Below are 25210 nucleotides of genomic sequence, written 5' to 3'. Positions count from 1 at the left end.
ATGGGTGAAACAATTAATGCTGGCATTGCAATGATGAAGGTACTTGAAGATTGGGATGTTCAGCAAGTTTATGGCATTCCTGGTGGATCAATTAATAGCACAATGGAAGCATTACGTGTTGAAAAAGAAAAAATTGATTATATTCAAGTTCGTCATGAAGAGGTTGGTGCATTTGCAGCCACCGCCCATGCCAAGTTAACTGGAAAAATTGGTGTTTGTTTTGGCTCAGCTGGTCCAGGTGCAACCCATTTATTTAATGGATTGTATGATGCACAAATGGATCACGTACCTGTTCTAGCGTTGATTGGGCAGGTGGGAACGGGAGACATGAACTGGGATTCTTTCCAAGAGATGAACGAAAATCCTATGTTTGTGGACGTTTCCGTATATAATCGAACGGTCATGACGGCGGAAAGTTTACCACATGTTGTGGATGAGGCAATTCGACGCGCATACAAAGAGAACGGGGTGGCAGTAGTCACCATTCCGAATGATTTAGGAAAACAAGAAATTTCAACAGATTTTTGGTCTTCCGGGCATAGCTATGTGCAACCGTTACTGCCCGAACCGAATGAACAGTTAATTGGACAAGCACTGGAATTAATTAAGCAGGCTAAACGACCGATAATTTTTGCTGGTATTGGGGTTAAAGGTGCGACAGAGGAATTGATTTCTTTGTCTAAGCACTTAAAACTACCAGTAGTTATGTCATCTATTTCTAAGGGAACGATTCCAGACGATTTTGAGGCCAATATGGGTTCAGCGTATCGAGTGGCAACAAAGCCGGGAAACGAAACGCTGGAAGCTGCTGATCTGATTGTGATGATTGGGGCGGATTTTCCATTTGGACGTACAAAGAATTTATTCAAATCGCAAGTTAAATTCATTCAAATTGATATTGATGCTGCAAAAATTGGAAAACGCCATAACGTTGATGTACCGCTACTGAGTGACGCAAAAAAAGCAATGAAACAACTGGTCGCGCAAAGCGATGAAATTACCCATCGACGTTTTTATGATGCGTGTGTGGCTAACATGAAAAATTGGCGTGCTTATTTGCAACAGTTAGCTGATAAAACAACTGAACCGCTAGAAGTTGGGTCAGTTTTTAAACAGATTAATCGAATTACTACCGGAAATGATGTGTTTGCCGTTGATGTTGGGGATGTCACCATGAATAGTTTGCGATTCCTAAATATGAATCCTAACCAAAAATTTACAACTTCAGCGTTGTTTGCCACAATGGGATACGGAATTGGGGCAGCCATTGCCGGGAAATTAACTTATCCAGAACGTCAGGTCTTTAATTTGGCTGGAGATGGTGCATTTGCAATGGTGATGCAAGACGTCTTAACACAGGTTAAAGAAAAACTACCTATTATTAATGTTGTTTTTTCAAATGAAAGTTTTGACTTTATCAAAGACGAACAAGAAGATGAAAAGCAAAAGTTTTATGGTGTCGATTTACAAGGTGCGGATTTTGCGATGATTGCAAATGGAATGGGAGCGATGGGCATTTCAGTTAAAACGCACCAAGAATTAATTACTGCGTTTGACAAGGCGGTTGTGGCAGATGGCCCAGTTGTGATTGATGTTAAAATTCGGGCAAACCGACCATTGCCGGCTGAGGATTTGCAATTAGATCCTGCAACTGAAATTACTGAATTTAAACGTCGTTATGAGGCAGAGGCACTACAACCAATTAGTGTTTATCTAAATGAATTTGAAGTGGAATAGTTAACTAAAAGTAAAGGTTGAAACTACAAAAACATTCCCAGTAATAAAGTTAGATTAAAATGCCGTCTTCCAGCAAATTTGGGCTGGAACGTAGTGGGCACGACTTGAAGACAAGTGTTCTTCTTGGCTTCAAATCGTGGCCCACCCCGTTCCAGACCAGGTGAGCCGCAGGACGGCAGTTAGACTCTGTTTGTGGGCTAAGTCGTTTAACAGCAGTTATTGAAGTGATTTTGACACTTTCAACCTTTAGTAGTTAAAACTAAATAAACCATCAACAAGTCAGAGACAAAATTTATTGGGATTTTGTCTCTGTTTTTTTGTCTAAAAATAAATGTTATCTAATTGTTTTGATTAGCAATTCACGAAGAATTCAAATTTGATGAAACTTCGTGCTAAATCCTCAATTTATCTACCACGTTAGTTCATATGTCTATATTACGTGTGGTGCTAGTTTGTAACATTTAGAAATTTAACAAAAAAGTCCAACCCAGTTAGACTCATAAGTGACAAAACTTAAAAGGAGTAATAACTGTGTTGAACCACCTCAAGTTTAAGCAAAATCGTCACGAATTACAAGTTAGTTTCCATTACTTTTACCAGTTATGTTCATTGCTTTATCAGCGTTATTGTCCGCGTAGCGTCATTGAGCGGCGCAACGTTGAACATACTAAAATTACTGATATTAAACTTTTAGCTTTACTGTGCTTACAAGTCACACTGGGAATTCAATCGCAACGCCGCTTCTATTATCTGATGGCAGCGTTTATGCCGCGGCAAATGGTGGTATCACGTTCACGTTTCAACCGCCGCGCGCAACAATTACTGGCAGTAGTCAATGCCATTCGCTCAGGTATCACTAAGGATTATGCTCATTCGGGCGACCTAGCGATTATCGACAGTTTACCCAACCCACTATGTGCCAAAGTTCGTAATTTCAGAGTTAGAATTTTTGCTGGGAAGGCCAACATTGGCTATAATGCCACCAAGAAAATGCCATTTTATGGGTTTAAAACCCACATGGTCGTCACGGCTAATGGCTATATTCTGAATTATGTGATCACGGCAGCCTCAGTTCATGATGCTAAGGTAGCGCCTGAGCTAATTAGCGGTTGTCCTTGTCCCAATATTTTGGCCGATGTTGGTTATGTTGGGAAAAAACTCAAGACCAGTTTTAGAGCCCTAGGCTATAACTTATGGACGCCTTATCGTTCTAATATGAAAGGTGCTAAACAGCATAATAAACGTCAACTCAAGGCGTTACGGCGGACAATAGAGTCACGCTTTTCAATTTTAGCCCAGCAATTTGGGATTGAAACCAATCTCACCCGTAGTCTATTTGGTTTTCAATTAAAGATTGAATTGACGATATTGGTATACAATTTAGGCTTTTTTGATTTTATGACGAACTAGCACCACGCGTACCGTATAGTATTGTTGTCAATATATTAAATGAAATAATAACAATAATGTGTAAGCGTTGACATCAACCGGCCATTTCATATAGAATTAAGCTAACAATAAGCTGTTAGTTTTAATAACAATAATATTTTGGAGGCCTAATTATGAAAATAATTGTGGTGGGTGCGACTCATGCGGGAACCTATGCAACTAAACAAATTTTGACGGAGCATCCAAGCTACGAAGTGACGGTGTATGAAAGAAATGATAATTTATCGTTTTTATCCTGTGGAATTGCTTTGTGGGTGGGTGATCATGTTTCAGATCCGAATAAGATGTTTTACTCTTCACCTGAAAAATTAGAAGAACTTGGCGCGACCATGAAAATGCGGCATGATGTGCTTAATATTGATACGGATAAAAAAACGATTCGAGTTAAGAACTTAATTTCCGGGGAAATATTAGAGGATTCATATGATAAATTAGTTATGGCTACAGGATCGGCACCTGTGATTCCACCGATTAAAGGCGTCGATAACTCGAAGGTAAAACTATGTAAAGACTGGAACGACGCCAAAATTTTGCGAGCGACAACGTCAAAAGCAAAATCTGCGATTATTATTGGTGCCGGTTATATTGGTGCGGAATTGGCTGAGCAGTTGGCAGTCACAGGAAAACAAGTAACTTTAATTGATGGATTACCTCATGTATTGACGAAAAACTTTGATCCAGAAATTGGATTACGAGTGGAAGAAGATTACAAGGCGCATGGTGTCAAATTAGCGATGAATGAATTGGTCCAATCTTTTACGGATGATGGTGATAAGATTACCGTTACGACTACTAAAGGAAGCTATACAGCCGATTTTGCTGTTTTATCTGCAGGTTTTCGTCCTTATACCGATTTACTTAAAGGGAAAGTTAAAATGTTACCCAATGGTGCAATTATTACGGATGATTATATGCAGTCCTCAGATCCTAGCATATTTGCCGCCGGTGATTCTGCAGTTGTGCATTACAATCCGACTGGAAAAGATGATTACATTCCATTGGCTACAAATGCTATTCGTCAGGGAATTTTAATTGGTCATAATATTGAACATCCTACGGTTAAATACATGGGAACTCAAGCATCATCTGCGGTGGCTCTGTTTGGAAAAACATTGGCATCTTCCGGGTTAACCGAGAGTGGTGCTAAAGCACGAAATGTCGCAGTGGAAAGTGTTACGCTTGAACAGAATTATCGTCCTGATTTTATGTTGACCACCACGCCAATTTTGATGCGTTTAGTTTGGGATCCAAAAACACGAGTGGTTTTAGGTGGGGCATTTTATAGTTCTTATGATTGTGCCCAGTCAGCTAATGTTATTTCATTAGCAATTCAAACTAAAATGACTATTGATGAATTATCTATGGTAGATATGTTCTTCCAACCTAACTTTGACAATCCACTAAATTATGTAAATGCCTTGGCAATGGCAGCTGTGCAAAAGAGTGTGGGTAGGGGCTGAAAATGTTTGTTAGGACAGTTCTCAAAGGCAGGCCCCGCATTATAAAGATACCTAGCGTGGGCTTTACATCCCCCTGACGGCACCTTTATAATGCGAGGCCTAACCGCCTTTGATCACTCACTATTTTAGGACAGTTCCTGAAGACAGGACCAATACTATAAAGACACCTAGCGTGGGACTTCATCCCACTGACGGTGCCTTTATAGTATTGGTCCTAAACGTCTTCATCCACTCACTGATTTTAGGACAGTTCCTTGAAGACAGGCCCCACAATATAAAGATGCCTAGCGTGGGATTACATCCCCCTGACGGCACCTTTATATTGCGGGGCCTTAGCGTCTTCATCCACTCACTCATTTAAGAATTTATTAAATAAAAGTTGCAGCGCTTTCCTCTTTTTGATTCGGTTGTACTATAATATGATAAGGTACTCATTTGGGGAGTTTCAATCGCAGCCTTGATTCGTTAGTTATAAACCTATTCGCCAGTTTTATATTAAATTCTTACAGTGGGGGATGCGAAGAACGTATTGGAAAATAGATCATCTTTGGATAACGTAGGCGTTTTACTTTAGTACCGAAAACAACCATGATTTATGAAAGAGGAAAGAAAATGGCAGATGTATTAATTGTAATTGATATGCAAAATGCACTGAGTAAAATGGTGAATTTCGATGCAGTTGTTGCAGGCATCAACGAACGCATCAAGATTTATCGAGCAGAACGAAAAGCAATTTTTTTCGTTCAAACCACTGATGAAGAGATTCCAAGCGATACAAAAGCGTTTGAACTAACTGATAAACTTGATTTTAATTCACAAAAAGATGAGTTTATTGTTAAAACTAAACCAGATGCTTTTTATCACACAAACTTAGAGGCATATTTAAAAACTTACAATAGTCGAAGCATTGAAATTTGTGGCGGGCAGACAGAATACTGCGTGGACACCACAATTCGAGTAGCTTGTCACTTAGATTATAAAGTGGAAGTGACGCGTGGTTTAACCACGACTTTTGATTCCGATCTTTTAGATGCGCAAACCATAATTAAACATCACGAGAGTATTTGGGATGGCTCGTTTGCAACCATGTTACCTCAAACTAAATAACTACTAAAGAAACACCCACAGAAGAATTCGTTTTTCTGTGAGTGCTTCTTTTTTTAGCATTAAAATGTGACTTAAAGAGTTTTTTGGAGGTAGCCTTATTATTTGAACCAATAACCATTATTAATCGTCTGAATCATTTTAACGAGTTGTTTGGTTTCCGTAATATCATGCACGCGCAAAATATTACCACCATGCAAGTACATATATGTTTCCGCAATGAGTGTTACCGAAAGGCGATCCTCTTTTTTTAAATTGAATAATTTGGCTCCAAAACCCTTTCGTGAAATTGCGATCATGGTTGGTCGGTTGAATTCATTAAACTGATCAATGTTTCGCATCATGGCATAATCTTGGTAACCATCTGCCACTTTGGCATAACCAATGCCAGGATCTAAAGCAATACGCTCTTGGTCAATGCCAGCAGCTACTAATTGAGTTAAATTTTGCTTGAAGAAAGCTCGCATTTCTTGGGTTAAATTGTCGTATTCTTTGTCTCGACTGCTGTGCATTGTAAGCAAACCGATTTTTGTCGGTGCCAATAAAGTTAGTTTACGAGGGTCATCAGTAAATGCATTCACATCATTGATGATAGCAACATACCCGGTTTTGACGATAGTTTGCATGACTTCAAATTTATAAGTATCAACTGCTATGGTAATCTGGGGGTAAATTTGATGAATTTGTTCAATCGTTGGCATAATCCGAGCCAGTTCTTCTTTAACCGAAATTTCCTTAAAACCAGGCCGAGTAGTCTGTCCACCTAACTCAATGACATCTACTCCAGCAGTTACCATTTCATCCACACGGTTCATAATCTTTTGGGGTTCAAAGTAACGCCCACCGTCATAAAATGAATCGGGTGTAATGTTTAGAATGCCATAGATTAAAGGATTCTGTAGCAAATCACGATGATGGTGACCGTAATTCCAGTAAACGGCGTGTTGTTTATAAATAGCGGCTAAGGTTTCATTGTCAGCAGTGTTTTGAAATAAATGACTAAAACGGGTCGTAAATAATGAAAAGCAAGCTAACGGAAGAACGGTCTGAATACTAGTTGTATTGACTTGAATGGGCGTATCAAACGTGCGTAACAGGTCGGTTAATTGGTTCAATTGATCTGCCGAAAGCTCACTAAATTTCAAGACAATTTTTCGTTGTCGAATTAGCATATTATTCGTGATTTGATCAGCAAATGTTTCTGAATGTGTAAATGTATTGGTGAGATCAGAAATGTTCATATTCGTTTTGTGCCACCTTTTCTAAAAGATTTTGAATTGCTTTGGTTCGATGAAGATAGGGCGTCTTTTCAGTATCGGTCATTTCTGCTAAAGTTTGTGTTTCACCCAAAGGAATTAAAATTTTGTCGAAACCATAACCGTTGTCTCCCCGTTCTGTCGTACTAAAGGTTCCTTCAAATACACCTAGTCCATGATAAACGCGATGATCAGCGACACATAAAATTAAATCAGTTCGTAAAGTTACTTGCCGAGATCTCCCATTGACTAAATTAATTAGATAGTGGTTTTTATTCGCATCAGATGGATAATTGCTGAGTTGCCGGGAAGTTTGAACGCCAAACTTATCAGGATAGGCAGCAACTATCATACCGGAATCATCACCCAAAACGGATTCATCAGGTAGCTTTTGGAAGATAAAAGTTGCCTTTTGCCGGGCGTTGTTTAAGTAACTGGTGGTACCTTCATTAGGAAAATTCAAACGAGTGATTACGTTTTGATAAGATTCGGCAGAAATTTTAAAATCTTTGAAACACTTTATTAATTCAGCAGTTTTGTCTAAATTATTAGAAGCAATTAAAATAGGTTGTTTAAACATTCAAATCACCTTCAAATTGTTTGATAAAGTAAAAAGAACCGGTAACGATAATGACATCGTTTTTGGAACTTTGCTGACACGCTAGATTCAGACTTGCTTTCGAATTTGATAACTCAAAAAGATGGTCTTTTGGAAAATAAAATTCGGTTTGAATAACATGGGCCAGTTGATGTTTGTCTAAAGCTCGTTGATGCTGACTGGGTGTATTCACGTAAACGTCAGTTGCAAGTGGTAAATAACTTTTTAACATTTCAAAGTAGTTTTTATCTACTAAAAATCCTAATAAAAAACTGATTTTTCGATTTGGAAACAGTGTTTTTAATGACTTAACCAGTTGTTTGGCACCATCCGGATTATGGGCACCATCTAAAATGATGGTGGGTGCTTGATGAATAAGTTGCATTCGACCAGGAATGCTAAGCTGTGCTAATGCTTGGTGAACAATGTGTTCCTTAATCGAAGTCCCGTGTCTTTGAAGCCAAGTTACCGCACTAAGTACCGTAGCCAAATTATCTAATTGAAAATTACCAACTAAGCCTAATTGGTAAACATGTTGCGCAATCATGGGCCCACTGATTTGTAATTTAGTACCAGTTTCATCGCGCTTGATAATTTTTAGATGTACGTCTTGGACAAAATGAATGTCGGCTTGTTGTTTTTCAGCAACTTGACGTAATACTTGTCTGGTCATTTGTTTTTGGTGAGGCGCCACAATTACCGTAGAACCTGGTTTGATAATGCCAGCCTTTTGCGTCGCAATTTTTCGAATGGTGTGGCCTAAAATTTGCGTATGATCATAATCGATATGAGTAAACAAAGTTAGCAAGGGAGCCGAAATGGCATTAGTAGCATCATTTTTTCCACCTAAACCGACTTCCAGAACAACATAGTCAACGTTGGCCTGCTTAAAAGCAACTAAGGCAACTAAGGTGAACCATTCAAAAATTGAAAGTGAAACCGCAGTATCGCTTTGTTTTAGGGTGCCAGAAATAATCTGATAAGCACGAAGAAAAGCAGTATAACTAATCATTTGACCATCAAGTTTGATTTGTTCGCGATCATCAAGCATTGCAGGACTAGAGAAATGACCAACGTGATAACCATTAGCTTGCAGAATGGCCGCTAACATTGCGCCGGTAGACCCTTTTCCGTTGGTTCCAGCGATATGAATGACTTTATAGGCTTGCTCAGGATGCTGTAGTTGTGCCAATATGTGACGCAAAATGGGCACACGATCGTTTTGTGTAACCAAAACTTGATGATTCATTTTTGCAATTAAGTCATGATAAGTTTGTTGATCTTCAGTCATAGTGCTAGATTACCTCTGATGTGTTTGTTGGAGAAATTCATTTTTAAGTTCATGATCTTCAGAAAAGTTGCCTAAGAATTTGTTTGTATACGTAAATAAGCCCGATTTGTTGATGCCACGCATTTCCATACACATGTGACGTGCAGAAATGGACACGGCAACTCCCTTAGGTTTTAAAATACGTTGTAATTCATCAGCAATCATTACTGTGATATTTTCTTGAACACTGGGACGACGAGCGGCAAAATCGACTAAACGTGGAATTTTGCTTAAGCCAATAATTTTGCCATTTTGAGGAACGTAAGCAACATTAACTGTGCCAAAAAAAGGTAAAAGATGATGTTCACACATTGAATAGAAGGGGATGTCTTGAACTAAGACCATACCCGCATTTTCAGCAACGTTAAAAATCTTGTAGTCTTCAAAATGTTGTTTACCAGTTTCTGCAAAAATTTCTTCATAGGCACTCGCCACACGTGCCGGTGTTTCTTGAATGCTCGTTCGTTTTGGGTCGTCACCAATAGCTTCAATAATGTTATGAACGGCATTTTCTATCTTCGTTTTGTCTTTTTCAATCATATTCTGTTTACCTCTTACTCATGTAAAATTTCCACCCAATTGTGATCAGGCGTAGTTTGTAGTTGCTGGTTAGTTTTAGTAATTAATTGATCATCGTTTAAAACATCTAACAAAGGAATTAAAACGAAACGCCGTTTGGCAATCTCTGGATGAGGTACGATTAGCGTTTCATCATGAATGTTTTCGTGATTAAAGTATAAAATGTCCAGATCAATGGTTCTTGGCCCCCAATGAATGAGACGCTTGCGTCGTAAAGCTTGTTCAATTTGATGCAAAACATCTAGTAGTTCATGCGCCGTTAGAGTCGTTGATAAGCGAATAGCAATATTCAAAAAATCATCTTGTGGAACACCGCCAACGGGTTGTGTTTGATAAATTGGAGACACTTTTTCTACTGTGATCATGGCATTTTCATTAAGTAAGTTTACTGCTTGGTTTAAATTTTTTTGACGGTCGCCGAGATTTGAACCGACACTTAAATAAGCTTGATTATTCATGATGTTGTGCTCCTGAAACCTCAATTTCAATATTATCGAAAATACCAGCAATGGGAACACTGTACTTGCGAACTTTTAGTTTTACAGCCTGAATGGTAGGATAATCTGCCAAAATTTTCTTCAAAAGATGGTTAGCGACACTTTCAATCAGATTATAGTTATTGTTTAAAACGAATTCTTCAATAGTTTGGTAAACGTCAGCGTAACTGACGGTTTCCTTTAAATCATCATGCTGCACTTTCTCTTCAATTGGATAGGTGAGTTCGGCGTCAATTTGAAGACGTTGACCTAACTTTTTTTCCTCCGCAAAAACACCATTGAATGTGTGAAAACTCATGTTATTAATTCTAATTTTACCCATATTAGCTATTCCCCCAGGCAGTTCTGAAATTTATTTCCCTTTAATAGTATCATGTTTAACGCTAGGCGTCTTTTTTGATGAATACTAATAGAAAAAACCAGATCAAAACTCGAGAAGAGCTATGTTCTGGTTTTTACGGTTTTTGTATAAGGCAACTAGATACACTTAATAATTATTATTCAGCGTCTGACCAAACTTTTTTTGCAGTATCAATGACTAAACTTAATTTAGCCCATTGTTGATCAGCCGTTAACTTGTTGCCCTCTTCTGTTGACGCAAATCCGCATTGAGTAGAAAGTGCCAAATTTTCAAGAGGAACTTCTTGAGTAGCTTCCTTAATGCGGGTAAGTAGTTGGGATTGATCTTCCAATTCAGGAAATTTAGAGGTGACAAGGCCTAATACGATGCGTTTGTGGGCATCATGATTCCAAATTTTAGCAAGCGGTTTGAAATCACCAGCACGATCGTTATCGTATTCGAGGAAAAAGCCGTCATAATTTAATTGGCTGAGATACTCAGCAACAACGTCGTAACCACCTGAAAATAGGAAGGTTGACTTAAAGTTACCTCGACAAATATGAGTAGTTACAGTCAAATCATCTGGTAAATTTTCTAAAAGCTTATTAATGACGTAAACGGAATCTTCGGCAATTTTACGAAACGGCTTTTGACCTTCAGGATCGTTTTTAGTTTCGTCAAGTTTACTGATTAGAAAAGCCCAAGTCGTGTCATCTAATTGAATATAACGACAACCGAGATCGTAAAAATGCTGAATGGTTTCATGATAGGCCTTGGCTAAATCGTCTAAATAATCTGTATGTTATTCGTAGAATTCAGGTGCGTTATCACTTCGATTATCCCGGAATAATAGACTAGGTGAGGGAATCGTTTGCTTAGCCTGAACACCATCAGGTACGATTGATTTCAGATATTCAAATGCTTTGAAAAATGGATGTTCAGGGTTGTAACTAATCTTACTTGTTAGATAGGCATTGTCGGTTCGTGTTTTTTGACCATGAAATTTATAACTTTTTTGATAGTCATATTTACCGACACCATCTAATCCCCAAAGAAAATCAAGATGCCACCATGAACGACTAAATTCACCATCTGTGACCGCATGAAGGCCGAGAGCAACTTGTTTATCAACAATTTTTTTAATTTCTTGGTTCTGAATGGTTTCAAGTTGACTGGTAGAGATTTTCTTATCTGTGAAATCTTTATGAGCTGCTTTTAATTCGGAAGTTCGTAATAAACTACCAACTTGATCGAAACGATAGGGTGCCTGTAAACCTGTTTTAAGTGTCATGATTGTAAACTCCTTAGTATTTTTTTAGAAACAAAAAAGCTCGTCCTCAACGTTAAAAACGTCAAGGGCGAGCACTTCATTAAAGAAATGACCACGGTACCACCTTGGTTTAAAATAATTTAAAAATTATTTTCTTAAAGAATTCCCCGAAGGAAACTCCGGCGCGATAATGGGCGCACCCATCTGTATTTTGCTAAAGCTTAATGCAGAATGTTCTCCAAGACCATCTTCTGGTTCACTCTTTTACCTCGTTACACCAAAAGAGGCTCTCTGTAAAAATGTGGGACCATACTCATCTCTTCATTGCTTTTTAATTGTTATCTAATTTGGATTCAGTTTAGCGCGTGTTTTAAAACTTGTCAAATTTTACCATGCGTCTAAAAATGGGTTGATCAAAGCTCGACACATACAGCTGTGTAAAACTTTAGTAGGAAAGTGAAAAAGAGCTTTTTCAAAATAAGAGAAGATCGTTAATCTTCTAATTAGGTGTAGTGGAGGCGTTGGTGAAAGAGTGTGTCGATGTCACTTAGCGATTTATCGCTTAGAGACATGGGAGACTGGAGAGATCCACTTCTGGCCTGAAAGGTAAGAAGTTAGCTAGCGATCCACACGTCCCCGCATCAACGCCGGAACGGAACAAAAAGTAGTTAAAAACATGAATAAAATCTAATTAGAAGCACTACTTACTAAAGCTTGACACATACACGTCTAAAAAATGAGTTTGACAATGAATCATGACCGTTCTATAATAAGCAACATTAAATATAAATGAGAAACACGTGTTGAAGGTTTCACGGATGATAAGCTAGCGAATTTTTAGAAAGTGTTTGGGGTTGAGAAAACATATTTCCTAGTTTAAAAAGGTGAAAACGAGCGAAATTGTCGCAAAGATGATTATGGTTGCACCCAATATAGTGCCAGTGTATCAGGTGTTTTTGACGAAAAATACGGTGTACATGGTGAGACAAACTTTGTGAAAAGCTTGTAAATTAAGGTGGTAACGCGTGCAAACGTCCTTTGGATTAGTAATTAATCCGAGGGACGTTTTTTTATTCTTATTGAAGTTTTGACATCAACATTGAATTGCAGAAGCAGGAAGGAAGTTTTTATAAATGGAACAAACACGTAAATTTACATGGAAAGAATTAATTGTGGTGGCATCAATGCTATTTGGAATGTATTTTGGTGCTAGCAACTTAACTTTTCCAGTGCAAATTGGGCAACAGTCCGGTTCTGCATTTATTAGTTCAATCATTGGTTTTATCATTACAGGTACAATTTTACCTTTACTTGGCGTTGCTGCGATTGCAATTACGAGAACGCATGGTGTCTATGAACTAGCGCAACCAATTGGTAAAACGTACGCGTTGATCTTTACTGTTATTTTGTATATTGCCATTGGCCCAGCCTTTGCAACGCCGCGAACAGCCACAGTGCCCTTTGAGTTTGGTATTGCGACCCATGTCAGTGCGGCAACCGCACCATTATGGCTTTTTGTTTATTCAGCTTGTTTCTTTACGGCAGTGGTATTGTTTTCAATTAACCGCCATAAAGTGGTTGATTATGTTGGTCGTTATCTGAATCCGGTTTTTATTATCATGGTCGTTATATTAATTGCAGTTGCCATTTTCAAACCAATGGGGACAGCGGCTGGACAAGCAGTTACAGGTGCTTGGCGAAAAGGCGCGATGACCAATGGTATTATTCAGGGTTATCAAACAATGGATGCGCTAGCCTCTGTTGAGTTTGGAATTGTGGTTATCACGGCAATTAAAGCTTTAGGGGTAAAAAAAGAAGCAACAGTTGCGAATTTAACCGTCAAAGCAGGTATCATTGCCGCCAGTGCGATGGCCGTTATCTATGCCGGATTAGCTTACATTGGGGCAACCAGTCTAGGTCATTTGAAAATCGCAAACGATGGTGGTATCGCGCTTGGTCAAATTACACAGTATTTCTTTGGTAATGCCGGGGTTTATATTCTAGCTATTATGGCAACAATTACTTGCATGACTACTGCTGTTGGTGTGACAACCTCTTTTGCAACGGCATTTAGTGGAATGTTTCCTAAATTTAGTTATAAAACATATGTGATTATTGTATCTGTAATTTCTTTTGTGGTTTCTAATTTTGGGTTTGAAACCATTATTAATGCTGCTGTACCGTTTCTGATGTTTATTTATCCACTATGTATCACGTTGATCTTACTATCATTAGTTTCACCATTCTTTCATCGAGCCCGGGTTGTTTATATTTGTACAACGATTTTTACAATTGTACCGGCCATTGTGGATGGATTGAATGCGGCTCCAGCAATAGTAGCAAAATCAGTTGTTGTGCAGAGCCTTACCAATTTTGAGAGTAAGTATGTCCCATTCTTCGTACAAGGATTTGCTTGGCTTGTTCCTGCTATTATTGGATTTGTGATTGGAATTGGAATTTATGTGGTGCAACGTGTTCGTGCTAATGACGAATCAACTGTTAGTGAATCAGATTGGTCATAATGGCGTTGCTTGCGATCTTCGGAACCATAGAAAACTAAACTAAGACTATTAAGAATGAAGCGATGAGAACTGTTTTTCTCATGGTTTCATTTTTAATTTCAAGAATAATTGTTGGTTTGTAATGAATTTAAATTAGTAATCATAATTTGAAAAGCTAAACAACGTAGGTTGTGTTTAAACATTCAGTTGTTGAGAATCAAATTTGCCCTGAGTAGGTTTTTATGATAAATTTATGATAAACAAATTAGAAGCAACCAATATAGAAATCGGAGGGTAAGTGAATGGAATACATACGTTTAATTGGTGTTTTAGTTATCATTTTAGGGTTTGCATTTAGATTGGACACCGTTGCAGTTGTACTAATCTCAGCGTTAGCAACCGCATTAGCATCAGGAATTGATTTCACAAAATTTTTAGCTATTTTAGGACAAGGTTTTTTGGATAATCGAATGGTTTCACTATTTTTTTTAACCTTACCAATGATAGGGGTAATTGAACGAAATGGATTAAAAGAATCTGCCGTAAACTTAATTCATCGTCTGCAAAACTTAACTCCAGGGCGTATTTTTGATATTTATTTACTGATTAGAGAACTAGCCTGTGTTTTTGGAATCACTCTGCAAGGACAGGTTCAGTTTATTCGTCCGTTAATTAATCCAATGGCGCAAGCGGCAGCTAGTGTCGAAGCAAAACTAACGCCAAAGGATGTGGATCGAATCAAAGCACGTTCCGCAGCTACTGAAAACTTTGGAAACTTTTTTGCACAAAACTTATTTGTCGCATCTGGTGGTGTTTTATTGATGGCAAGCACTATGAAATCACTGGGTTATAAAGTCGATCCCACTGGAATTGTTTTGTATTCAATTCCAGTTGCCGTAATTACGCTTGTCCTTGTATTTTTCTATAACCGTTTGTTTGATCGCCAGTTTGCTAAGAAGGGACGTGCTAATAATGACTAATTTGATCAATAATATTTTAACCTTCCTTTATATGTTAATTGGCGTGGGATTTTTAATTGCCGCGATTGAATCATTTCGCGATAAAACTAACTCGGCTCGTTATGGAACGGGGCTGTTCTGGACATTATTTGCGGTAATTTTTGCTTTGGGGCAGTGGTTACCAAAAGCTCTAGTTGGCGCTTTGCTACTGGTGATTGGATTACTTTCACTTTTAAAGCAGGTGAAAGTAGGACATATTAAAGAGATTAATGTTAAAACGGCTGAGAAGGCTGCCCTAAAACTACGCGGTTGGATTTTCTTACCTAGTATTATTTTAGCAATTACCGCAATTTTAGTAGCCCAATTTACACCGTTTGGTGGTCAGGTAGGTATTGGTGCGGCTGCGATTTTGTCATTGATTGTTGCTATTGCTTTAACTAAATCTAAGGGTAAAGATGTTTTTGATGACACGCAACGAATGGTACGGTCAGTGGGCTCGGCAGGAGTATTACCGCAACTATTGGCAACATTAGGAGTTGTTTTTACAGCATCTGGTGTTGGTAAGGTAACAGCGCATGCAATTTCAAGTGTGTTTCCAACCGGTAATCATTTATTGGGAGTCGCTTTGTATTGTGTGGCAATGGCGTTATTCACCATTATTATGGGAAATGCCTTTGCAGCCTTTGCGGTAATTACTGCTGGAATTGGAATTCCCTTTGTTGTCGCTCAAGGCGGTTCGGCTGTGGTAGTTGCGGCGTTAGGAATGACCTCCGGATACTGTGGCACATTGATGACCCCAATGGCGGCCAATTTCAATACGTTACCGGTGGCTTTGATGGAAATGAAAGATCCACTAGGTGTGATTAAACAGCAGGCGCCAATTGCAATTCCAATGTTGTTAATCCAAATTTTGTTGATGTATGTACTGGCATTTTAAATAGGGAGGTAATTTAGAAATGAAAATTCTTGTGACTGGTTTTGATCCATTTGGTGACGATAAAATTAATCCGGCAATTGAGGCTGTAAAACGCTTGCCAGATGAAATTGAAGGTGCTCAAATTGTGAAGGTGGAGATTCCTACAATTTTTGGTAAGTGTGCGGAAGTGACGCATGCGGCAATTTTAAGGGAAAAACCTGACTATGTGTTGAATATTGGTCAGGCAGGCGGTCGTTTTGGTTTGACACCAGAACGGGTGGCAATTAACTTTGATGATGGACGAATTAAGGATAATGCGGGATATCAGCCCCTGGGTACACCGGTTCATGAAGATGGACAAAATGCTTATTTTACGCAGTTACCGGTGAAGGCGATGGCTAAGGCGATAAGGGCGGTAGGTTTGCCAAGTAGTGTGTCGACGACGGCGGGAACGTATGTATGTAATCATATTATGTATCAGGTGCAGTATATGATTGATAAGGAGTTTCACGAATTGAAGGCAGGATTTATGCATATTCCATTTTTACCGGAGCAGGTGACGAATAGGCCGAATACGCCGTCTTTGAGTTTGGAAGATGATGTGAAGGGAATTACGGCGGCGATTGGTGCAATTGTGAAGCAGGATGGTAAGAAGGATATTGAAAGTGTGGAGGGACATGTAGCTTAAAGTGAACGAAGAAAAGCGGGTAATAAGGGACTTCTAAGTGTTGTGGAGGCGGGATCGCGATCCCGCAGGAACAATACTTAGAAGTCCCTTATTGCTTTTCGGAGTTGTCCTAAGGTTCAGCGGAAAAAAGGTACGAAGTGTGGAGGCGGGATCGCGATCCCGCAGGAACAATACTTAGAAGTCCCTTATTGCTTTTCGGAGTTGTCCTAAGGCTCAGCAGAAATTTATTTTCAAAATAGTTCTTTTATTAAAAAAACGTTATACGCATCTGTATTTCCTACAGAATTACGTATAACGTTTTTATTTGAATGAATTTTATTTACTTTGTTCGCTATTTAATTGATTGATTTTCAAAATTAAATCAACAGCTTTTTCCATTGTTTGAGCAGAAACAAATTCATAACGACTGTGCATATTCTCGCCACCAGCAAATAGGTTGGGTGTTGGAATGCCCATGAAAGAAATTTTAGAACCATCTGTACCACCACGTACTGGATAAATAACAGGTTTAATAGCTAATTTTTCCATTGCAGCTTTTGCAAGTTCAACAGGAGTCATGTCTTTTTCAAGAATTTCACGCATATTATAGTACTGATCATGTGTCTCTACAGTGACACGTTCTTCACCAAAGTCAGAATTGAGTTTGTCAGCTATGTTCTGTAGTTCTTGTTTACGTTGTTCAAATACTTTTCGATCATGGTCACGAATAATATAAACTAACTTAGCGTGATCAGGAGTACCGGTCATTTTAAACAGGTGGAAGAAGCCTTGACGACCATCGGTTAATTCTGGACGGTCACCAGCAGGAACAAGGTTATGATAATCAATTCCTACTTGAAGTGCATTAACCATGACATCTTTAGCAGTGGCCGTGTGTACCTCGTTTCCTTGAATTTCTACGGTTGTTTGGGCTGCATTGAAGGTTTCATATTCCAATTCACCAAGGGGACCACCATCAACCGTATAAGCGTATTTCGTATTGAAATCTTTGGCATCGAAGTGGTCCGCGCCAGTTCCAGTTTCTTCATCGGGAGCAAATCCCACCCGAATTTCACCATGTTTTACTTCAGGATGACTGAGATAATATTCCATTGCTGTCATAATTTCGGCAGCACCGGCTTTATCATCGGCACCCAGTAAAGTCGTGCCATCCGTTGTGATTAAAGTTTGCCCCTTGTAGTTGTGTAAAGCTGGAAAAGCCGCAGTTTTTAAAATCCATTTGCCGTCCTTACTCAAAGAAATGTCGGACTCACCATCGTAGTTTTCATGGATTTGAGGATCGATATTTTCGGCATTAAAATCAGCTGTATCAATGTGAGCAATGTAGCCTAAAACTGGTGTATTGCCATCATCATTAGCAGGCAGTGTGGCAACTACATAGCCACTTTGAGCTTGAGTGTGAACATCCTTTAATCCAAGATTGGTTAGTTCTGTAGCCAGAGTCTTTAGGAAAGCAACTTCTTTTGGATCTGTGGGAACAGTATCTGAATCAGGATTAGAACGAGTATTTACTTTCACATATTTCAAGAATCGTGGTAACAAGGTTTCGTATTTTGCCAATTAAATCACTCCTATTTATATTGTTACGTGTATTTTAGCTTAAATAGGACAAGAAAGAAAATTTAGTGAATTAGTTGCCTGTAACTTATTTGGGTATTTTTAAGAAACTTAAAAAAGTTAAGCTCACATCATTTTATGCCTATGCTATAATCATGTTAGCGATTACAAAACGTAATCTTTTTATTTTTGCATAGGAGGAAGAGAATTTATGAAATTAGGTGCAATTGAGGCTGGCGGAACAAAATTTGTTTGCGCAGTTAGTGATGGAAACATTAATGTTGAAGATCGGGCACAGTTTCCAACCACAACGCCCGCTGAAACCATGGCACAAGTGTTTGCTTATTTTGAACAACATCCAGTTGATGCGATTGGAATCGGGTCATTTGGTCCGGTGTCTTTAAACCAGGATGCTGATAACTATGGTTTTATTACAAACACGCCTAAATTAGCATGGAAAAACTATGATTTTTTGGGTGCTATGAAGGCTCATTTTGATATTCCCTATTATTTCACGACTGATGTGAACGTGGCCGCTTATGGAGAGTATCAGGCCGGTGCCGGACGTGGGAAAAAGAACATTTTGTATTGGACCGTTGGAACCGGTGTGGGTGCAGGTTATATTCAAAATGGTGAATTTCTGCAAGGATACAGTCATCCCGAAATGGGTCACATTCTGTTAAGACATGATCCACGCGATCTCGGATTCGAAGGGGTCTGTCCTTATCATGGAGATTGTTTTGAAGGCTTGGCTGCTGGTCCATCTATTGAAAAACGATTTGGCAAAAAAGGCAACGAGCTTGATCCAAGTAATGAATTCTGGGAAATTGAAGCAAATTACATTGCTCAAGCCTGTGTCAACGCAACGCTAATTTTGCGTCCGGATATCATCATCTTCGGTGGCGGCGTCATGAAGCAAAGTCAGTTATTCCCACAAATTCAGACCGAGTTTGTGAAACAAATGGCTGATTATGTTGACTTCCCTGAAATTTCAAATTATATCGTCCATGTTGAATTGGGTGATGATGCAGGAATTACAGGAGCTTTAATGTTAGCAAAAAAGGCAACTGAATAGCTTGGTTAGATCATAAATATGTGTGGCAAGGTAGATGACCACAAAATATTTATGATCTTTTTTTCAAAACTTGATTTGCATCAATTTAAAGAACTCCTTTTCTCGATAAACTAGACACATATTAAGAAATTAGGGGGAACCAAAAAATGGCAAACACACCAGAAGAATTATTTGCAGCAGAACAAAAGCAATCCGAGATCGATCATCATGTGCCAACCGCTGGGGCTATGGTTAATCATATTGTTTCCAACTTTACTGTTTTAGATGCAAAGTTACATCAAGTTAGATGGTACGTTAAAGGTTTGAGCGCACCAGCAATTCAAACAGTTTATACCCAATTGATTCAAGAGAATCGTGATCATTATGATGAGATTGGTGATCTTTTATTGGACGAAAATGAAAAGCCAGCATCAACAACCGATGAATATAGTGAATATTCTATGATTGGTGAGAATGGTAAGAACAAGTATTTCACGGCAGAAGCAATGGTCGGTGAAACGGTTCAGGATTTTGTCACTCAAAATCTATTTGTGGATCGGGCAATTAAACTATCAGAAAAAGAAAATCGTCCCACCTTACGTAACGCAATGGAGAAGTTACGGGGAGACGATAATCATGCAATTCGTGTGCTTCAAAGCCTAGTTGGCAACGATGCCGGTGAAGGATTAGAAGACGACGATGAAGATGACGAGGATTAGTTTAAATTAAAAATTTAAGTTTAATCAAGTAAAACGAGTGAATCTTTATCAATCAATTTAATTTGTTTTTGTGGACCTTGTGAAATCCAGCCCTTACGTTCGAATTCTGTGAGTTTACGACTTACAGTTTCAGGCGTGGTGCCGAGATAAATCGCAAGGTCCTTTTTTTTGATTGGTAACTTAAAGGTATCTTTTTCCAAACTGGCACCCGTTTCCACTAAGTAATTACCAATACGCGCTTCAACTGTTTCGGTGGAAGCTTCAGTTGTGCGTTTTTCAAGTGATGAAATTCGTTTACCGAATTCGTTAATCAAATTCATGCTGATACTAGGCGATTGACTAAGTAATTTTTGAAAGTTTTTTCGACTAATCTGACAAACTTGGGTCGGAATTAAAGCTACACCAGAAGAACTGCGCGTCATTTCTTTGAAAAGGGCACCTTCGCCATCAAAATCACCAGATTGCAGTAAGTAAAGAAGCTGTTCGCGACCATTAGCAGCAATTTTAGAAACCTTAACTTGGCCGTTTGCGACAATGATCAGGGTGTCAAGATCATCCCCATCAAGAAAAAGAGATTCTCCAGCCGCATAATGTTTGTGAGTCATAATGGTTTCAATTTTATCAACATCGCTATCAGGTAGGTGTTTAAATAATGGAACTAACTTAATACAATCATGTTCAGAACGTTGCATGATGTTACCTCACTTTATTTGATTTAAATTACCTAAAGAATAGCATGAAAATAGGTGCACGGAAAGCAACACGATTGTTATAGAAATAAAAACTAAAGATTGAAAGCGTCAAAATAACTTCAATAACTGCTGCTAAACGACTTAGACTATAAAAAATGGTCTAAAGTGCCGTCTTCCAGCAAATTTGGGCTGGAACGTAGTGGGCACGACTTGAAGCCGCAAACCACGTCTTCAAGCTCGGCCTTTATCTAAGCGAAACCCGCTAAGATAAATGTCACTACTGAGCCCATTTGCTTCCAGACTAAGTCAAATCTTTGCAATCTACACAGCAATATAAAGGTTGTTATCAGTGTTACTGAGTATTATTGAAACATCAAACGTTCTTAGTCCGGAGGCAATTGGTCTCAGGGGTGAAATTATCCTTAGCAATTCATTTGCTTAGGATAAGGCCGAGTTTGAAGACAAGTGTACTTCTTGGCTTCAAATCGTGCCCACCCCGTTCCAGACCGGGTAAGCCGCAGGACGGCATTTTAATCTAATTTTGTTACCAAGAACGCTTTTATATCAGGCAACGAGATGTGCTTTGAACTTTCAACCTTTAGTAACTAACGTTTTTTTGTCAGGTGATCAAATGTGATTTGACATATTCAGTCTGCTTGACTTGCTTTAGATTGGTCATTTGTGATACATTTTAAGAATTGTGAATTAGATCTGAAACCCGTTTTAATAGGATTTATCAAGAATAGTGAGGATATTAAATGATAACAGTTACCGATATGAGTATGCAATTTTCTGATCGCAAACTCTATGAAGAAGTTAATTTGAAGTTTACGCCTGGAAATTGCTACGGCATTATTGGTGCCAATGGAGCTGGAAAATCAACTTTTCTAAAAATACTAGAAGGCAAACTACAGCCCACTAAGGGAAATATTTCCATTTCGCCAAATGAGCGGATGTCGAGCTTAAATCAGGACCATTATGCTTTTGAAACTGAAAAAGTTTTAGATACTGTGATTATGGGACATAAAAAGTTATATGACATTATGAAAGAAAAAGATGCCCTATATGCTAAAGAAGATTTTACGGATGCGGATGGAATCAAGGCAGCTGAGCTCGAAGGTGAATTTGCCGAGATGGATGGTTGGAATGCAGAATCTGATGCAGCTCAATTGCTACAACAACTAGGAATTGACGAAACCATGCAAACGCAAAAAATGAGTGAACTAACTGAAAGCCAAAAAGTTAAAGTTTTATTGGGACAAGCTTTGTTTGGTGATCCTGATATTTTAGTTTTGGATGAACCAACCAACGGACTTGATGCCCAGACAATTTCCTGGTTAGAAGACTTTTTGGGTGATTTTCGTAACACAGTAATCGTGGTTTCTCATGACCGTCACTTCTTAAATGCAGTTTGTACCATGATGTGTGATGTTGATTTTGGTAAAATTCAACTTTATGTGGGTAACTACGACTTCTGGATGGAATCAAGTCAATTAGCTGCTAAACTTAAAGAAAATGCGAATGCAAAAAAAGAAGAAAAGATGAAAGAATTGCAAGAATTCGTGGCTCGTTTTAGCGCGAATGCTTCTAAATCGAAACAGGCGACGTCCAGAAAGAAACAACTTGAAAAAATTACATTAGATGATATTCAACCATCGACACGTAAATATCCATTTATTAGTTTTACACCAGAACGAGAATTAGGGAATGACTTATTACGTGTGGATAAGTTGTCTAAGTCAATTGATGGTGTAAAGATTTTAGATAATGTCACATTTACCGTAAAACCAGGTGAAAAAGCAGCTTTGTTGAGCCGAAATGATTTGGCAACCACCACCTTATTGCAAATTATTGCCGGTAAACTTGAACCTGATGAAGGAACAGTCACTTGGGGACAAACCACCACGCGAAGTTATCTACCACGTGATATTAATGAATATTTCTCTGATGAAAAGCTGGATATTTTGGAATGGTTACGTCAGTTTGCCCCTAAAGAGGAAAGTGATAACACGTTCCTGCGTGGTTTCTTAGGTAAAATGTTGTTTTCTGGTGAAGATGTCAATAAGCCGATCACCAAATTATCTGGTGGTGAAAAAGTCCGCTGTATGCTTTCTAAGATGATGTTAAGTAAGGCTAACGTGTTGTTATTGGATGATCCAACTAACCATTTGGATTTGGAATCCATTACTTCGTTAAATGATGGGTTGATTAATTTTGCCGGCTCCTTGATTTTGACTTCACATGATCGTCAATTTATTCAAACTATTGCTGATCATATTATTGAAGTGTCAAACAAAGGCGTTGTTGACCGTGCTGAAACTAGCTATGATGAATTTATGGATCATGAAGATATTCAAAAAAAGGTTCAAGCTTTATATGCTGAATAATTTGAATGATTTATCATTTTCAAGTGTTAGAAGCTGAAAAAGAATAAAAATCCTGCTAAAATGGCCTTGTATAAAAATCTATTAATATTATGGAAGGAAAGTCTTTAGTATGAACGTAGAAATTAAACGAGATGGTTTAATCTTACGTGGCTTGTTGGAAGCACCAAGTACTAATGAATATGATATTGCGATTTTAATGCATGGGTTTACCGGAGATTTGGGGTACCAAAAAACAGATTTATTAGCACAAGTGGCACAAAGATTGCATGAGTATGGAATTGCAACGATCCGTTTTGACTTTAATGGACATGGTAAAAGCGATGGCCGTTTTCAAGACATGACTATTTCAAATGAGGTTGCAGATGGTAATGCTATTTTAACCTACACGAGAAAATTGCCACATGTTCGCAAAATCTATTTGATTGGTCATTCTCAAGGTGGGGTTGTCGCTAGTATGCTTGCGGGATACTATCCAGAATATATTTCGAAACTAGTTTTATTGGCTCCTGCTGCTACTTTGAAGGAAGATGCCCAAAATGGCGAACTTCAAGGAACAACTTATCGGCCACATCATATTCCAGATGCGCTGCCTACCAAAAAACATTTGATTGTTGGCGGATTTTACTTGCGAACAGCTCAGATGTTACCGATTTATGAAGTGGCACAACAATATACCGGACCAGTTTGCCTAATTCATGGTGATGCGGATACAGTAGTGAATAAAAAAGCTTCAGAACGTTATCATGATGTGTATCAAAATAGTGAGTTGCACATCGTTTCTGACGGGTCACATCAATTTAAAGGTGCAGCCCGTTCCCAGGCACTACAAGTGATGACAATTTTTCTTGAAGGCTTTGAGTGAAAGCAAAGACGTTTAAAAGTATAGTAAAAGGATGAGAAAAATTTCTCATCCTTTTTTGTAGGACTTAAATGACATCCAAGTGAACATATTTATTTTTTAAATTGTAAAAATCATAGCTTGCTAAGTTTTGCACATCTTTTTCGCCGTTAAACATCGCTGTATAGCTGCCAGCAAGCATTAAATTAATGGAAAGCTCTATCTGTTTATCAAAACGAACCAAGAAAACAGGTTTGTGCTGACCAAAGGCATAACCACATTCCCAGATTGTTCCGGCATCTGATTCGTGTTTGTCATCTTCAAGTTCATAATCCAAGATTGCAACCACGATGTCTGCTTGATCGATTTGCCGAATATCAGCGTTAAAAGTAGCAATTTGCCATTCAAAAGAACCAACTGGCGCATCTGTGTATTCATCTTTTCCAGGAAGAAAAATGGTTTTAGAATTGATGGTTTGATTGGTTTCCAGCAAACGTTTGACGGTTGTGACACGATCATTTTGTCCTTTACTAAAAAAGGGACCAGCAAGGTAAACAGATTTTGATTGCATTGAAATTCTCCTTTAGGTTGTTGAGAGTGACTTATTTGTTGCAGACAGTAAAACGTGCTTGGTGGACAGTTGGCGTTTCAAGCTCATCTAAAATAGCGACGGCCATCGTTCCCGTTGAAACTTCTGATTTTTGTTGCTCATTAAATAATACGTTGTCTTGCCCTAAAATGTAGTCTGTTTTGGGCCCATCCACAAAGTTTTGTGAAGGTGAAACGCCAACCCAGTTTACGTTTTTAACGGTTCGTAAAAAATCTAGTTCAAAAGCCTGTGATTCAGGTGTGTCAATCCAATCTTGTGAATTTGGAATTTGTTTAAGTTGTTCGACAAACAAGCCTTTATCACTTTGTAAACTACCGGCCCCCAGAATAAATAGGATTCGTGGTGTGCTAATTTCACGCAAAAGATGGATGAGATGAACGGCCAAATCAATATGTTGATAGGCTAAATGTTTACCCATTGGAACAGCAAATGCATCAATGACAACGTCTAAATTACCCAAATCTTGTTTTGTGATTGTAAAAGCATCTTTTTCGATGATCGTAACTTTACTGTCGAATAATGTTTTTGCTTTTTTTGCATTGCGTACAAGCGCGGTTACCTGATGACCACGATCAAGGGCTTCAAAAACAATTTTGGAACCAGCCTTTCCAGTAGCACCAATGACACCAATTTTCATAGTATAATTCGTCCCTTCTTAAAATTCATGAC

General features: G+C 38.5%; 22 protein-coding genes, 1 pseudogene and 1 other annotated feature. Of the genes and pseudogenes, 12 read left to right on the top strand and 11 right to left on the bottom strand.

Going from position 1 to position 25210, the window contains the following annotated elements; translation table 11 throughout:
• From spxB to AB3219_RS01450, 4 genes are all read left to right on the top strand, one after another.
• Positions 1-1737: a pyruvate oxidase gene (gene spxB, locus AB3219_RS01465; RefSeq protein WP_263750008.1), complete on the top strand. Its 1737-nt coding sequence runs from the start codon at positions 1-3 to the stop codon at positions 1735-1737.
• Between the two features lie 531 nt (positions 1738-2268).
• Entirely contained in the window at positions 2269-3147 is an 879-nt protein-coding gene (locus tag AB3219_RS01460) for an IS982 family transposase (RefSeq protein ID WP_010500113.1), read from the top strand.
• A gap of 152 nt (positions 3148-3299) precedes the next feature.
• Positions 3300-4646, top strand: coding sequence for an FAD-dependent oxidoreductase (locus AB3219_RS01455; RefSeq protein WP_216753767.1), 1347 nt, complete (start codon positions 3300-3302; stop codon positions 4644-4646).
• 612 nt (positions 4647-5258) lie between these two features.
• Positions 5259-5753 (top strand): isochorismatase family protein, encoded by a 495-nt coding sequence (locus AB3219_RS01450; RefSeq protein WP_057806495.1) that lies wholly within the window; start codon positions 5259-5261, stop codon positions 5751-5753.
• Between the two features lie 98 nt (positions 5754-5851).
• Here AB3219_RS01450 and folP read toward each other — a convergent pair whose 3' ends face one another.
• The 7 genes and pseudogenes from folP to AB3219_RS01415 form a co-directional block, all read right to left on the bottom strand.
• The gene (gene folP, locus AB3219_RS01445) at positions 5852-6991 is read right to left on the bottom strand and encodes a dihydropteroate synthase (protein ID WP_216753768.1); all 1140 of its coding nucleotides are present in this window, start codon (positions 6989-6991) and stop codon (positions 5852-5854) included.
• Entirely contained in the window at positions 6978-7586 is a 609-nt protein-coding gene (locus tag AB3219_RS01440) for a non-canonical purine NTP pyrophosphatase (protein ID WP_216753769.1), read from the bottom strand. Before AB3219_RS01440 ends, folP begins: the two co-directional genes overlap by 14 nt.
• Positions 7579-8895, bottom strand: coding sequence for a folylpolyglutamate synthase/dihydrofolate synthase family protein (locus AB3219_RS01435; protein WP_216753770.1), 1317 nt, complete (start codon positions 8893-8895; stop codon positions 7579-7581). The genes AB3219_RS01440 and AB3219_RS01435 overlap by 8 nt, the downstream gene beginning before the upstream one ends.
• A 9-nt stretch (positions 8896-8904) precedes the next feature.
• Entirely contained in the window at positions 8905-9474 is a 570-nt protein-coding gene (gene folE, locus AB3219_RS01430; RefSeq protein WP_216753771.1) for a GTP cyclohydrolase I FolE, read from the bottom strand.
• A gap of 14 nt (positions 9475-9488) precedes the next feature.
• Entirely contained in the window at positions 9489-9971 is a 483-nt protein-coding gene (folK, locus tag AB3219_RS01425; RefSeq protein WP_216753772.1) for a 2-amino-4-hydroxy-6-hydroxymethyldihydropteridine diphosphokinase, read from the bottom strand.
• On the bottom strand, positions 9964-10332 hold the full coding sequence (gene folB / locus AB3219_RS01420; protein WP_074693892.1) for a dihydroneopterin aldolase: 369 nt from the start codon (positions 10330-10332) through the stop codon (positions 9964-9966). Before folB ends, folK begins: the two co-directional genes overlap by 8 nt.
• 175 nt (positions 10333-10507) lie before the next feature.
• Positions 10508-11641: pseudogene (locus AB3219_RS01415) on the bottom strand (vitamin B12 independent methionine synthase).
• A 60-nt stretch (positions 11642-11701) separates the two neighbouring features.
• Positions 11702-11954: a binding site (T-box leader), on the bottom strand.
• 799 nt (positions 11955-12753) lie between these two features.
• Here AB3219_RS01415 and brnQ point away from each other — a divergent pair.
• The 4 genes from brnQ (at position 12754) to pcp (ending at position 16684) form a co-directional block, all read left to right on the top strand.
• A complete protein-coding gene (gene brnQ, locus AB3219_RS01410) occupies positions 12754-14142 on the top strand; it encodes a branched-chain amino acid transport system II carrier protein (protein WP_263765957.1) in 1389 nt (462 codons plus the stop codon).
• A gap of 281 nt (positions 14143-14423) precedes the next feature.
• Positions 14424-15101: a DUF969 domain-containing protein gene (locus tag AB3219_RS01405; protein WP_057806511.1), complete on the top strand. Its 678-nt coding sequence runs from the start codon at positions 14424-14426 to the stop codon at positions 15099-15101.
• Entirely contained in the window at positions 15094-16017 is a 924-nt protein-coding gene (locus AB3219_RS01400) for a DUF979 domain-containing protein (protein WP_057806514.1), read from the top strand. The genes AB3219_RS01405 and AB3219_RS01400 overlap by 8 nt, the downstream gene beginning before the upstream one ends.
• A gap of 19 nt (positions 16018-16036) precedes the next feature.
• Positions 16037-16684 (top strand): pyroglutamyl-peptidase I, encoded by a 648-nt coding sequence (gene pcp, locus AB3219_RS01395; protein ID WP_216753775.1) that lies wholly within the window; start codon positions 16037-16039, stop codon positions 16682-16684.
• A gap of 315 nt (positions 16685-16999) precedes the next feature.
• On the opposite strand, the gene pepT is transcribed toward pcp, so the two are convergent.
• Entirely contained in the window at positions 17000-18244 is a 1245-nt protein-coding gene (pepT, locus tag AB3219_RS01390) for a peptidase T (protein ID WP_216753776.1), read from the bottom strand.
• Positions 18245-18452: 208 nt separating this feature from the next.
• Here pepT and AB3219_RS01385 point away from each other — a divergent pair, with 208 nt between their 5' ends.
• Positions 18453-19316: an ROK family protein gene (locus AB3219_RS01385; RefSeq protein WP_216753777.1), complete on the top strand. Its 864-nt coding sequence runs from the start codon at positions 18453-18455 to the stop codon at positions 19314-19316.
• 146 nt (positions 19317-19462) lie between these two features.
• Positions 19463-20014: a ferritin-like domain-containing protein gene (locus AB3219_RS01380; RefSeq protein ID WP_216753778.1), complete on the top strand. Its 552-nt coding sequence runs from the start codon at positions 19463-19465 to the stop codon at positions 20012-20014.
• Positions 20015-20034: 20 nt separating this feature from the next.
• Here the strand turns inward: AB3219_RS01380 and AB3219_RS01375 are convergent, their stop codons facing one another.
• Positions 20035-20706: a Crp/Fnr family transcriptional regulator gene (locus AB3219_RS01375; protein ID WP_216753779.1), complete on the bottom strand. Its 672-nt coding sequence runs from the start codon at positions 20704-20706 to the stop codon at positions 20035-20037.
• A gap of 758 nt (positions 20707-21464) precedes the next feature.
• Between AB3219_RS01375 and AB3219_RS01370 the strand changes: the two genes are divergently transcribed.
• Both AB3219_RS01370 and AB3219_RS01365 read left to right on the top strand, forming a co-directional pair.
• Positions 21465-23093, top strand: a complete 1629-nt coding sequence (locus tag AB3219_RS01370) for an ABC-F family ATP-binding cassette domain-containing protein (protein WP_260365436.1) — start codon at positions 21465-21467, stop codon at positions 23091-23093.
• Positions 23094-23202: 109 nt separating this feature from the next.
• On the top strand, positions 23203-23955 hold the full coding sequence (locus AB3219_RS01365; protein WP_216753781.1) for an alpha/beta hydrolase: 753 nt from the start codon (positions 23203-23205) through the stop codon (positions 23953-23955).
• A 64-nt stretch (positions 23956-24019) separates the two neighbouring features.
• On the opposite strand, the gene AB3219_RS01360 is transcribed toward AB3219_RS01365, so the two are convergent.
• Both AB3219_RS01360 and AB3219_RS01355 read right to left on the bottom strand, forming a co-directional pair.
• Positions 24020-24502, bottom strand: a complete 483-nt coding sequence (locus tag AB3219_RS01360; protein ID WP_216753782.1) for a nucleoside 2-deoxyribosyltransferase — start codon at positions 24500-24502, stop codon at positions 24020-24022.
• 31 nt (positions 24503-24533) lie between these two features.
• A complete protein-coding gene (locus AB3219_RS01355) occupies positions 24534-25178 on the bottom strand; it encodes an NAD(P)-dependent oxidoreductase (protein WP_260365437.1) in 645 nt (214 codons plus the stop codon).
• Between the last annotated feature and the right edge of the window lie 32 nt (positions 25179-25210).

The organism is Pediococcus ethanolidurans (genome assembly GCF_964062635.1).
Classification (GTDB): domain Bacteria; phylum Bacillota; class Bacilli; order Lactobacillales; family Lactobacillaceae; genus Pediococcus; species Pediococcus ethanolidurans.
This window is presented reverse-complemented; position numbering and strand designations above follow the sequence as displayed.

What these genes read in the sequence shown, in the direction of transcription:
- folP (WP_216753768.1), bottom strand. Translation starts at nt 6,991, where the DNA reads ATGAACATTTCTGATCTCACCAATACATTTACACATTCAGAAACATTT.
- AB3219_RS01355 (WP_260365437.1), bottom strand. Translation starts at nt 25,178, where the DNA reads ATGAAAATTGGTGTCATTGGTGCTACTGGAAAGGCTGGTTCCAAAATT.
- AB3219_RS01400 (WP_057806514.1), top strand. Translation starts at nt 15,094, where the DNA reads ATGACTAATTTGATCAATAATATTTTAACCTTCCTTTATATGTTAATT.
- folE (WP_216753771.1), bottom strand. Translation starts at nt 9,474, where the DNA reads ATGATTGAAAAAGACAAAACGAAGATAGAAAATGCCGTTCATAACATT.
- AB3219_RS01450 (WP_057806495.1), top strand. Translation starts at nt 5,259, where the DNA reads ATGGCAGATGTATTAATTGTAATTGATATGCAAAATGCACTGAGTAAA.
- pcp (WP_216753775.1), top strand. Translation starts at nt 16,037, where the DNA reads ATGAAAATTCTTGTGACTGGTTTTGATCCATTTGGTGACGATAAAATT.
- AB3219_RS01370 (WP_260365436.1), top strand. Translation starts at nt 21,465, where the DNA reads ATGATAACAGTTACCGATATGAGTATGCAATTTTCTGATCGCAAACTC.
- AB3219_RS01440 (WP_216753769.1), bottom strand. Translation starts at nt 7,586, where the DNA reads ATGTTTAAACAACCTATTTTAATTGCTTCTAATAATTTAGACAAAACT.
- AB3219_RS01360 (WP_216753782.1), bottom strand. Translation starts at nt 24,502, where the DNA reads ATGCAATCAAAATCTGTTTACCTTGCTGGTCCCTTTTTTAGTAAAGGA.
- AB3219_RS01365 (WP_216753781.1), top strand. Translation starts at nt 23,203, where the DNA reads ATGAACGTAGAAATTAAACGAGATGGTTTAATCTTACGTGGCTTGTTG.
- folB (WP_074693892.1), bottom strand. Translation starts at nt 10,332, where the DNA reads ATGGGTAAAATTAGAATTAATAACATGAGTTTTCACACATTCAATGGT.
- spxB (WP_263750008.1), top strand. Translation starts at nt 1, where the DNA reads ATGGGTGAAACAATTAATGCTGGCATTGCAATGATGAAGGTACTTGAA.
- AB3219_RS01405 (WP_057806511.1), top strand. Translation starts at nt 14,424, where the DNA reads ATGGAATACATACGTTTAATTGGTGTTTTAGTTATCATTTTAGGGTTT.
- AB3219_RS01380 (WP_216753778.1), top strand. Translation starts at nt 19,463, where the DNA reads ATGGCAAACACACCAGAAGAATTATTTGCAGCAGAACAAAAGCAATCC.
- brnQ (WP_263765957.1), top strand. Translation starts at nt 12,754, where the DNA reads ATGGAACAAACACGTAAATTTACATGGAAAGAATTAATTGTGGTGGCA.
- AB3219_RS01375 (WP_216753779.1), bottom strand. Translation starts at nt 20,706, where the DNA reads ATGCAACGTTCTGAACATGATTGTATTAAGTTAGTTCCATTATTTAAA.
- AB3219_RS01435 (WP_216753770.1), bottom strand. Translation starts at nt 8,895, where the DNA reads ATGACTGAAGATCAACAAACTTATCATGACTTAATTGCAAAAATGAAT.
- folK (WP_216753772.1), bottom strand. Translation starts at nt 9,971, where the DNA reads ATGAATAATCAAGCTTATTTAAGTGTCGGTTCAAATCTCGGCGACCGT.
- AB3219_RS01455 (WP_216753767.1), top strand. Translation starts at nt 3,300, where the DNA reads ATGAAAATAATTGTGGTGGGTGCGACTCATGCGGGAACCTATGCAACT.
- AB3219_RS01385 (WP_216753777.1), top strand. Translation starts at nt 18,453, where the DNA reads ATGAAATTAGGTGCAATTGAGGCTGGCGGAACAAAATTTGTTTGCGCA.